The 10014-nt window shown below is 66.8% G+C and carries 6 protein-coding genes and 5 pseudogenes; 5 read left to right on the plus strand and 6 right to left on the minus strand.

Translation table 11 applies throughout. The features are described 5' to 3' along the window. The coding region (locus tag AC07AZ_RS24880; protein WP_478851304.1) for a TetR/AcrR family transcriptional regulator at nucleotides 1-596 on the minus strand (596 nt) is incomplete at its 3' end. Nucleotides 597-744: 148 nt separating this feature from the next. Between AC07AZ_RS24880 and hisN the strand changes: the two genes are divergently transcribed. Beyond that, nucleotides 745-1545, plus strand: a complete 801-nt coding sequence (gene hisN, locus AC07AZ_RS24885) for a histidinol-phosphatase (RefSeq protein WP_478851306.1) — start codon at nucleotides 745-747, stop codon at nucleotides 1543-1545. A gap of 46 nt (nucleotides 1546-1591) precedes the next feature. Here the strand turns inward: hisN and AC07AZ_RS24890 are convergent. After that, nucleotides 1592-1900, minus strand: a pseudogene (locus AC07AZ_RS24890) (tyrosine-type recombinase/integrase); the annotation flags it as partial. Between the two features lie 512 nt (nucleotides 1901-2412). Between AC07AZ_RS24890 and AC07AZ_RS24895 the strand changes: the two are divergent. Continuing rightward, complete coding sequence (locus tag AC07AZ_RS24895; protein ID WP_478851308.1) at nucleotides 2413-3084, plus strand: SMI1/KNR4 family protein; 672 nt, start codon at nucleotides 2413-2415, stop codon at nucleotides 3082-3084. A gap of 60 nt (nucleotides 3085-3144) precedes the next feature. Here AC07AZ_RS24895 and AC07AZ_RS24900 read toward each other — a convergent pair whose 3' ends face one another. Beyond that, nucleotides 3145-5148 (minus strand): hypothetical protein, encoded by a 2004-nt coding sequence (locus AC07AZ_RS24900; RefSeq protein WP_478851310.1) that lies wholly within the window; start codon nucleotides 5146-5148, stop codon nucleotides 3145-3147. 355 nt (nucleotides 5149-5503) lie between these two features. Then, a pseudogene (locus AC07AZ_RS24905) lies at nucleotides 5504-6613 on the minus strand (tyrosine-type recombinase/integrase); the annotation flags it as partial. Between AC07AZ_RS24905 and AC07AZ_RS24910 the strand changes: the two are divergent. Both AC07AZ_RS24910 and AC07AZ_RS24915 read left to right on the plus strand, forming a co-directional pair. Then, nucleotides 6610-6753: pseudogene (locus tag AC07AZ_RS24910) on the plus strand (GntR family transcriptional regulator); the annotation flags it as partial. The pseudogenes AC07AZ_RS24905 and AC07AZ_RS24910 sit on opposite strands and share 4 nt — an antisense overlap. After that, nucleotides 6750-7311, plus strand: a pseudogene (locus AC07AZ_RS24915) (GNAT family N-acetyltransferase). The pseudogenes AC07AZ_RS24910 and AC07AZ_RS24915, both read left to right, overlap by 4 nt. 497 nt (nucleotides 7312-7808) lie before the next feature. Here the strand turns inward: AC07AZ_RS24915 and AC07AZ_RS24920 are convergent. Together AC07AZ_RS24920 and AC07AZ_RS24925 are read right to left on the minus strand one after the other, a co-directional pair. Next, on the minus strand, nucleotides 7809-8282 hold the full coding sequence (locus tag AC07AZ_RS24920) for a hypothetical protein (protein ID WP_478851312.1): 474 nt from the start codon (nucleotides 8280-8282) through the stop codon (nucleotides 7809-7811). Nucleotides 8283-9130: 848 nt separating this feature from the next. Further along, nucleotides 9131-9379: a hypothetical protein gene (locus AC07AZ_RS24925; protein WP_478851314.1), complete on the minus strand. Its 249-nt coding sequence runs from the start codon at nucleotides 9377-9379 to the stop codon at nucleotides 9131-9133. A 558-nt stretch (nucleotides 9380-9937) separates the two neighbouring features. On the opposite strand from AC07AZ_RS24925, the pseudogene AC07AZ_RS24930 reads away from it, so the two are divergent. Further along, nucleotides 9938-10014 (plus strand): annotated as a pseudogene (locus AC07AZ_RS24930) (helix-turn-helix domain-containing protein); the annotation flags it as partial.

A 10014-nucleotide genomic window follows, 5' to 3' on the forward strand; every position in this document is an offset into this window, starting at 1 on the left:
TGCCGTGACAGAGCCGCCCGTACGAGTTCACCCGCGCCGCCCTCGCCCGGCGGGGCCGCGACGCAGGACAGGGCGAGCCGGACGGCGAGTTCGCAGGAGCGGACCAGGTCGGCGTGGTCCGGTCGCGCCGTGCCGGCACCGGACAGGGCGGCCACGGCCCGCTCACGGACGATCGCCACGAGGTCGCCGGGGGAGGGCAGCGGCCCGTCCGCCCGCCGCTGCGCCGGGACGGCCGAGGAGGATGGGACCGCCTTCAGCGTCGGCGCGGGCAGGCGCTCGCTCCAGCAACCGGTGACCATCGCGCGCACCAGCGGGTTCTCGCGGGCCGCCGACGCGGTCCACTCGGCGGTCGCGGTGAGCCGCTCACGGGCGTCGAGGGGCTGCGCGAGGGCGCGGTCGATCCCGGCGAGGTAACCGTCGGCCTCCCTGCGCACGAGCGCCCGGGCGAGGCCCTCCTTGCTGCCGAACTCGTTGTACAGGGTCTGCCGGGACACTCCGGCGGCCGCGGCCACATCCACCATCCGCACGGTGGACCACGGCCGGCGCGCCAGCGCCGTGAAAGCGGCGTCCAGCAGGGACTCCCGCGCTGCAGGCATCATCGCCTCCCTGGGCGAGCGGCTTCGCCCCAGATTTGACGCGCTCACAGGCACTGTCAAGGGTTCGCGACGGCGCGGAGGCCGACCCGCCGACGAGCGGACCGGTCCCCTGTAGCTAGGCGGGGGCCCGGCAGATACCGTTCACCACATGCCCGACTACCACGACGACCTGCGTCTCGCCCACGTCCTCGCGGACGCCGCCGACGCCGCGACGATGGCCCGCTTCAAGGCCCTCGACCTCAAGGTCGAGACGAAGCCGGACATGACCCCGGTCAGCGAGGCGGACAAGGCGTCGGAGGAGTTGATCCGCGGCCAGCTCCAGCGGGCGCGCCCCCGCGACGCGATCCTCGGCGAGGAGTACGGCATCGAGGGCACCGGTCCCCGCCGCTGGGTCATCGACCCGATCGACGGCACCAAGAACTACGTACGCGGTGTGCCCGTCTGGGCCACCCTGATCTCGCTGATGGAGGCCGGCGAGGGCGGCTTCCAGCCCGTCGTCGGCGTCGTCTCCGCCCCGGCCCTGGGCCGCCGCTGGTGGGCCGCGAAGGGCCACGGCGCGTATACGGGGCGCAGCCTCTCCTCGGCGAGCCGGCTGCACGTGTCCAGCGTCTCCCGGCTCGCGGACGCCTCCTTCGCCTACTCCTCGCTCACCGGCTGGGACGACCAGGGCCGCCTGGGCGGCTTCCTGGACCTGGCCCGGGAGGTCTGGCGCACGCGCGCGTACGGCGACTTCTGGCCCTACATGATGGTCGCCGAGGGCTCCGTCGACCTCTGCGCCGAGCCCGAGCTTTCACTCTGGGACATGGCGGCCAACGCGATCATCGTGACGGAGGCCGGGGGCACCTTCACCGCCCTCGACGGCCGCCCCGGCCCGCACGGCGGCAACGCGGCGGCCTCCAACGGCCTGCTGCACGACGAGTTCCTGGGGTATCTCAACCAGCGCTACTGAGGCTACCTACGGCTTGACCTGCGCGTTTCCCCTACTCTGACGACCCCTAGGCCGTCGTAGGGCCGTCATCGGTCTCGGTGCCGCCCTCGAACGCGCGGTTCACCGCCTCCCGCGTCCGCTTCTCGCTGCTGGGCATCAGATGCGTGTACGTCCGCAGCGTGAAGCCCGGGTCGTGGTGTCCCAGGTACTCCGACAGAGCCTTGATGCTCTCCCCCGCGTCCAGCAGGACGGACGCGTAGAAATGCCTCAGCGCGTGCATCCCGTTCTCCCGCCCGCGCGGCACACCGGCCGCGTCGAGCGCCGGCCGCCACGCCAGGCGGTTGAAGACGACGCGGTTCACCGCGCGGCGTCCGTCAGGAGATCCCGGCTGGCGTTGGGATGGCGTATCACCGTCTCGTTGCGACTGCCGCAACCTGAGACTGAGGGTCCCTACGGCGACCTGCGGTCAGCCACCGGGCCTTTCCGTCGCCTTCTGCGGATAGGCACTGCTCGGCGCGGGTCAGCTCCGTCTCAGTGCGGGCTTCAGCGGTTCACGCTGGCCTTTACGAGAACTACGACCCTGATCGACTGACAGATTGGTCGATGCGCCGTCGTGGAGCGGGTCTCGCCGTGGGGCGATTGGGACCGCAGTAGCCGCCGGTGTGTCAGCGGAAGCCAACTTCGTCAGTCCGTACTGGGCGGCGGCCCTGGGCAGGTGAGCTGGTGGTGTCGCACTTTACGGCGGCTGGCTGTGGCAGCAACGCCAAGATGTCCGAGAGGCGCGTCGGGAACGGGCGACACCCGCCGATGTCACCGCCACAGTGTTGTGCAGTGGGAGGAGTTTGTGAGGTTGCCGGAGTGCGGCATGAGACCCGTAGAGTCGCGTGTATGACGGACGCTCAGCAGCAGTGGCAGGCCGTGGCGGGCGCCTGGGCGAGGATCGAGGAGTGGCTGGAGCGGCACGCTCCGCGCTCCTACCGGATGCTTCCTCCGCCCGCCCCGGAGGCCGACATCGGTGAGGTCGAGCAGGAACTCGACCTCACCGTCCCGCCGGGCCTCAAGGCCTTCTACCGCCTCCGCAACGGCACGGGTCACCCCGGTGACTTCGGCTGGACACCCGATCCCGAGACCGGACTCCCCCACCAAGGACAGGAAACTGCCTGGCTGTTGCCGAGGAAGCACGGAATCCCTCCGGTGCAGCATCTGCCGTACTGGGATGAAGGCCCACACACGATCGGCCGACCGGACGACCCCACGGTGCGGTACCTGGCCTTCGCCGCGACCGACCGCAGCGGTCTGTACGGGCTGTTCACGGACTGCACCCCAGGACCCGGCTACGGACGGATCGGAACCTTCGAGGAGGCCGGCATCCCCAAGCTGGGCGTGTGGCCGTCGTTTGCCGACTACCTCATCGAAGTCGCCGATGCCCTGTACGAGAACCGTGGCGTGGAGTACGCGGACGGACACCAGGACACGAAGGTGCCCGGTCTCGTCGATCAGGCCCTTGTGTGGGACGGTCCGGCGCATCCGCGGGACCCGGAATGGACACGCTTCGCATAGCGCTGTGGCCGGAACACCACAGGGTGCTCCGGCCACAGGATTGGTCAGTCAAGGGTCAGGTCAGCCGACTTTTTTCCAGGCGCAGACCGTGTCGGCGTTCTTGCAGTGCTCGAAGCCGGGATCGCTGATGAAGAACCCGTCCTTGTCGAGCAGCCGCATCTGGGGAACGAACTTGATGCCGAGGTCACGGAAGGCACCGGTGTTCTGATCCGTGGGAACGGAGGCACGACCACACTTTTCGTTCCACTTCGGGCCGGTGTAGCCGTCGCGGTTTTCTGCCAGCAGTCCCCACGTGCCGCCGGTCATGGGTTTGGTGTAGAGCTGTGCGCATTCTTTCCCGGAGGCGACCTGGTTCGGACCCTTCGGCATGCCGCCGCTCTGGTAGGTACTTGCGGGCGCGTACTCGTCGCATGATCCGCCGGGCGTGGCAGGGTTGGGCTTGAAGCCGCTGGTCCCTGCGGGGCAGACGATGTCGCGGCTGTCGTCGTTGGTCCAGTCCCCGCCGTCCGGATCGGCTTTGTTGCCGGGGCCGAGGTAGGTGACGAGGGAATCCCACTTGCGGCTGCCGGGGTGGGAGGGGAGCTTTTCCTGGATCAGCCAGTAGTAGGCACCGGCCGCCGGGTACAGGTTGGTGTCGACGGTCCAGGTGGGCTTGAAGTACGGGAAGACACAGCCAGTCTTGATGTTGCCTCCGGCAATGTCGTCACAGCGTGGCGCCAGCTCCCGGACACGGGTGTCGCCGCTGGTGCCGAGGCTGGTCTGCGCGTGAGCGTCCCCGGCGTCGACGGAGCCGAGGAGGCTCCAGCCGAGGTCGAACTGCTCCTTGCCGGTGCCGTTCCAGATCGTCTGCGTCTTCGCGGTCATGGCGTACTGGGCGCCGACTTCGCCGACTGCCCAGTGTGGCGTCGTGTTGAGGCCGTCGTCGCCCGCCCACTTGACTTGCGAGGTGGTGCAGTCCTTGCAGTTGTCGGCGGGCTGCCAGGTGAGGTGGACGCCCTCGGTCGCGTCGTCGATCTGCGTTGGGACCACGGTGAGCTGCTGGTCGAACTCCGCACGATCCGTGCCGGTGTCCGCCTTCTTGTTGTACAGCTTGATCTGCTGGGACAGTGCGAACGTGGCGGTGCCGAACCTCGGCAGGTCATCGGCGTCGATGAAGATCAGGGTTGCGTAGCCGACGTTCTTCAGGCACGCCTCGCCCCGGTTCATGTAGTCCTTGCCGTCCGGTTTCGCGGCGCACCACGAGACGAGATCGGCGCCCCGAACAGCTTGCCTCATCGCTCCCTTGGCGACCGCTGCGTCTTCGGGAGTCGGCGCGTCACGACTTATCTCGATGCACACCTTCCGCCCCTCGGCATCCGGGGCGGAGCACTTCCGGTCGTTGTCATCGCCGCGCAGTCCCGTGACCGGGCCGGGATCGGTACGCGAGAATTCGATCGGAGTCTGCGCAAGCGAGTCGATGCCGGACGTGGTCTGTGGTGCCGGGAAGGTGACGTACGGCTTCTCTGGCGGGGGGACGTTGATCTTGAAGGTGGAGTACGGGGACCAGTCGCTTTCGTACACGTTGCTGGTGGCGTCGTACCCGGAGGAGCGGACCGCGTAGGTGACACCGTTCTTGAGCTTGCCGGCCGGAACCGTGACGGAGGCCGGTTTGCCGGCGGTCACCTCGCCGGAGACGAGGACGCCCCACTGGTTCTCGTCGGTCACCTTGACGACCGTGGCCGTGGGCTTGCCGCTGGAATCGGTGGTGTGAACCTCGAAGGTCGCGGTGGTCTTGTGACCGCTGGGGGCAGTGACCGTGTTGCGTAACGTCGGTGTGGTGGTGTCGGTCTGCCACACGTTGTTGGTCTTCGTGAACGGCGGGCCGGCTTCAGGGCCGTTGGGAGTGTCCGGCTCGGCGGCCGCAGCTGCCCGCGCCCCGGGGCCGTGGACGGGCGGCGGGCTGTCGGAGCCGCCCGCCGAGTAGGCGGTGCCGGTGGCACCGGCACCGGATCCGATGACGATCGCGAGGATCGCGCCGAGGGCTAAGCGACGTCTTCCTGTGATTCCTGCGGTGAGGGATATCAACCTGTGACCTCTCTGTGGGAACAGATGTGCGAATCCCATCACGCCACCGGCATGAGAGCCATGGCCGAAGTCACGGTTTAAGTGACGAGGGAAAGAGATGAGCCATCAGCGAATCCCCTCCCGGTCGGGCCGAAGGCCGCTCTCGGTAGACCGAGGACGGTCCTTGCTCCCGGCTCGCCGATCACTGTCGAGGCCGATGACCTTGCCGACGTCGCGCCATCACAACCAACGTCGAGCGCAACGATGCAGGCCGTCGGCGGGGCGTGCGACGATGCCGCACCCCCCCGAGCAGGGGGATCAGTACCAGCGGCAGCGCGCTACTGAGGCTACCTACGGCTTGACCTGCACGTTTCCCCTACTTTGACGACCCCTGGGCCGTCGTGGGGCCGTCATCGGTCTCGGTGCCGCCCTCGAACGCGCGGTTCACCGCCTCCCGCGTCCGCTTCTCGCTGCTGGGCATCAGATGCGTGTACGTCCGCAGCGTGAAGCCCGGGTCGTGGTGTCCCAGGTACTCCGACAGAGCCTTGATGCTCTCCCCCGCGTCCAGCAGGACGGACGCGTAGAAATGCCTCAGCGCATGCATCCCGTTCTCCCGCCCGCGCGGCACACCGGCCGCGTCGAGCGCCGGCCGCCACGCCAGGCGGTTGAAGACGACGCGGTTCACCGCGCGCCGTCCGGCATTGGAGAACAGCAGGGAGGCCGTGACCGGTGGGCCGTCGACGGAGCGCCACGGCATAGTCACAGCCGTCGGCGGGTGCTGGGCGACGTGGGCCTCAAGAGACCGTGCGACGGCTTCCGGCAACGGGATGGTGCGCGTCTTGCCGCCCTTGGGCAATGCGAACACCTGCCGTCCGGCGATCAGCTTGACCTGCCGCACGACGGGGACGACCCCGGCGACGAAATCGACGTCGTCAACGGCTAGACCCAGCACTTCGCCCTGGCGCATGCCGCATCCGCCGGCCAGGTCCGCTACGGCACGGTAGGGCTCCGGAAGGGCCGAACGTACCGCCAGCACACGTTCAGGCGGCCACGGCACGATCCGGCGAGGCTCTGGCTTGGGCGCTTTCACGGATGCCGAACGACACGGGTTGTGGGGGATCAGGCGGTCATCCACGGCCGCCGCCAACATCGCGTTGAGGTTCGCGAAGATGACGCGCTGATAAGCCGGGGCCACTCGCCCGTCCTGGAGTTTTCGCAGCCACTCACGGATGTGGATCGGGCGCAGGGAGTCGAGTGATCGGCTGCCGAGATGCGGCACGACGTGCAGACGAATGCGCTGCTCGGTGCTCACGAAGGTGCCGGGGTCCATGGTGAGGGAGGCCAACCACCGTTCCGCATGCTGCCGCACGGTGAGGCGGCCGGCCCGGGGGTCGATGTACTGCCCTCGCGTCATGTCCGCTTCGATCCCGGACAGCCATTTCTCAGCGAGTCGCTTCTGTCCGTCGGGGAAACTCTTGGACTTCTGGTGTACCGGTGATGCTCTGGACGCGTACCAGCTACTCCGCAGAGGGTCCGATCCACTGCACGATCACGACGTTCCGAGGGAACCTGAACCGTATGAACTACGAGATCGGCGAGCTGTCAGCCCGAAGCGAGAACGCGTGATCATCACTCTCGCAGAACCGCACGACGTGACCAAGCTGCTCGCCCTCCGCGAAGAGGCGGCGGCCTGGTTGCGGGGTTGGGGTCCGACCAGTGGAGCCGTCCGTACCCCGCTGACAAGTTGCTGGCCACGATCGAGGCCAGGACGGTGTTCATGCTCCGGGACGGGCATACGACGGCCGGAACGATGACGCTCACCCCGGACGCCGAGGAAGGTCTGTGGACCGACGACGAACTGACCGAACCGTCGATGTTCGTCAACAAGCTCACCATCGCTCGTGAATACGCAGGGCAGGACCTCGGCGGCCGACTGCTCGACTGGGCGAGCGACCGTGCGCTCCGTGCAGGCGCACGGTGGCTCCGCCTGGACGCTTGGACGACGAACTCCAGCGGTACTACCTTGCGCACGGCTTCTCGCACGTTCGCACCGTTCGGGAGGGCGCGGCAGTAAACGGCGGACCACGTGTGTCTGGCTGGCTCGCGCAGCGGGCAGCACGATCGGCTGATCACGGATTCGCGGACCGCACGCCGGCACCTGAGAGGCTTCGGTTCGCGGCTTGAGCGCGACTCGTGCAGGCTCGTGGCCAGCAGGGGTCAATAGTGCCGTCTTCCTGGTGCCAAACGAGCAGGTCAGCGCACGTCTGTTTTGAACGAATCCCGCTGCTGAAAACCCGTCGTGCTCCCAGCGCGGTATAACTTTCTTCACTTCATCCAGGCCCGCGCAAGCGCGGGCGCGCGCCGCCTCTGCGGCCCGCTACGTGCAGCGGACACAAGCGAGGAAGTCACCCGCAGGTCAAAGACACGCCTCCGGCGGGGGCGTTCAGGCTCAGGATGGCGGGGGCGCCGTTCGCGAGTGCTGGCCGTTAGTGGCGAGGGCGGGGAGCTCCCATCCCGTGCCGTCGACCCAGCCAGTGGAGCGCTCGCGGCCCAGGGGGGAGCATGGGGTAAGTGGTGGGTTGGGGTAGGTGATACACGGTGCCCCGGGAGCCACTACCGAGACACCGCTCCCTCACGGGTCGATGCCTACATCCCCAGCCCGTCGTAAATTGCCTCACTGGTTACACGTCTGGATACAGCGTTCCCCAGTTTTTCAGGGATGAAATCCTCAAGTCCCACTGACCCAGTTCCGTAAAGCTGCAACGGAAATTGATGAAGTACTCGTCCCCCTGGAAGTTTGTGTTCGCGTACATGGAGTACGGGTAACCGCATACATCGATGGAACGGGTGGCATTGTCCCAGTTGAGATACGACCTTCGAGGTTCGCGGCTCAAGTCTGGAACAAACACCTCAGGCAGAAGAGACAAACCCACGCCCCTCAGGAGGGTCTCGTCTCTGACGACTAGTCTGGTGGGGGCAGGCGATCCCTCCGGAGGGCAGAGGCCTGTGGCAGTTCCCCTGATGACGCCCTGCAACCTTCCTGCCTTGCCGGCCACCGCTAGCATTTCCTTGCGGTCGACAAAGGCTGCGACGGCCAAGGAAGAGCCGTACTCCACGGGCGTCATGTACAGCGGCCCAGGATATTGGGCGTTCATACGCTCAAAGTCCTCGACCAACTCTCCATCGAGAAGGAACGGAGCTTCAGGCGTCAATGGCCGCTGACGTTCTACCGGTTGCCGATGAGACCAGAGAGACCGAAATTCTTGCTCCGACCGGTGGGGAGCTTCCGTGACGGGATACGCTCCTTCACAGCCAGCGCATCCTGTTCCAGCCATTGAGTCGTCTGACGGATGCGTCATTTCCATCATCTCCATCGAGAAATGCTCGACTGTCTGAAGAAGAATTTCCGTACCGGCGGCGGGGAAGGGGTCAAGCTGCACGGCTAGAAAGTCATACTCCTATACATTACTTCGGCTAACGTGGCGCCGGATACGAGCGGCCCGCGCGCACCTGAAATGCATCCCATATTTGATCGGCAACGATGTTCCGGTATGAGATGGCGTGCAACCTTCACCCCGCCGTCGTCGGGCCGGTTATGGCCTATTAGCCATTACTGCCCCCGCATATAAGGGTACGTCTCATGTTCTGCGGTGTCGATTTGAAGACTCCGCCGCTGCGCGCGCTACCCTGCTGCTCGGACGTAGCGACGGCATACGCCGCTATGAGGTGGGGACCCAGCGGGCAGCAGTAGCGATAATCTGTATGCCCTTCAGTCGAGACCCAGTGCTGCACGTGCTACGAGGCCGAAGTCAGGGGCGCTGGCCTCAATGGGCTGCGAACCTGCGGCAGGCGGTCGAGAAACTCGGCGAAGTCCAAGTTCAGCACTCGCCGTCGTTGCACCCAACGGAGCCCGAGCGCCGCTCCCCGTCATCGCCGATCAGCTTTGCCGCAAGGTCGGACAGGCCGACAAGGTCCTCACCCGGTGCGTGGGCCCCGGACAAGGTCACTCGTCCATCGAACCAGTGGGTGCCCGACCGCGACGCCGGCCGGACTGCCTCAGGTGAACACCGGTTTGCCGGCCCACGCCGTGGAGGTCGAGGTAGCCCTCTTCCCGGAGGACTGCGCTGTTGTGCGCGAAGTCGATCCACTCGTGAAGCGTGATAGTGCAGTCCTCGCTTTCCAGCCCGTGCGAGGCTCGCGTCATGTGAAGCTCGTATCCCATGCCGGAGATCCTGCACAGCAGGTCTGACATGGCGCTCTCCGGTTCGGCTCCGTCTCAGCTTCCGTCTCATTCAGCCCCGTTCACGACCGTTCAGGCGAGACCGCGAGTCGGCTGCAACCCACGAGCGGGCCGCCCATGAACGCAGGTGAACGCCCCTGCACACAGCCCACCACCACAGTTGGAAAGCGTGCACGTCCAGGAGATGCGCTGGATGTACTGACCGCGTGCGCCTGGGACCCGGGTGCCGCCTGCCATGCGCCCTCCCCCACGTATGCGCGGTCACGCACGCTGGTTGTCGACAGGTGAGCTGGACTACCGGGGGTAGACGGTGGGCGAGTGGAAGCAAGGGAAGTGCGGTTGGCCAACGGCGGTCGGCGGTCGCTGCCAGAACAAGACAGTGAGGGGCACTTCGCGCTGCTACCTCCACCAAGGTGACTGGACGAAGCGCGGCCAAGCCGAGCTGAAGAAGAGGGCGAGCAGGCGCCGCAAGAAGTGAGCCGGAGTCGCGGCGGGTGAGGGTCTACTGACCTTTGCGGCGTGTTGTCGCCGGGGGCTGACGATGTGTGATCGTCGCGGTATGCCGGTTGTGTGAGATATCCGCAGGGTGGTGGGCTGACGCCTGGACGGCAGGCGTTTCGCGAGCGGATCCGGCTGGAGGCCGCGGA

The organism is Streptomyces sp. NPDC043878 (assembly GCF_056435735.1).

What these genes read in the sequence shown, in the direction of transcription:
- hisN (WP_478851306.1), top strand. Translation starts at nt 745, where the DNA reads ATGCCCGACTACCACGACGACCTGCGTCTCGCCCACGTCCTCGCGGAC.
- AC07AZ_RS24895 (WP_478851308.1), top strand. Translation starts at nt 2,413, where the DNA reads ATGACGGACGCTCAGCAGCAGTGGCAGGCCGTGGCGGGCGCCTGGGCG.
- AC07AZ_RS24920 (WP_478851312.1), bottom strand. Translation starts at nt 8,282, where the DNA reads ATGAACGCCCAATATCCTGGGCCGCTGTACATGACGCCCGTGGAGTAC.
- AC07AZ_RS24925 (WP_478851314.1), bottom strand. Translation starts at nt 9,379, where the DNA reads ATGTCAGACCTGCTGTGCAGGATCTCCGGCATGGGATACGAGCTTCAC.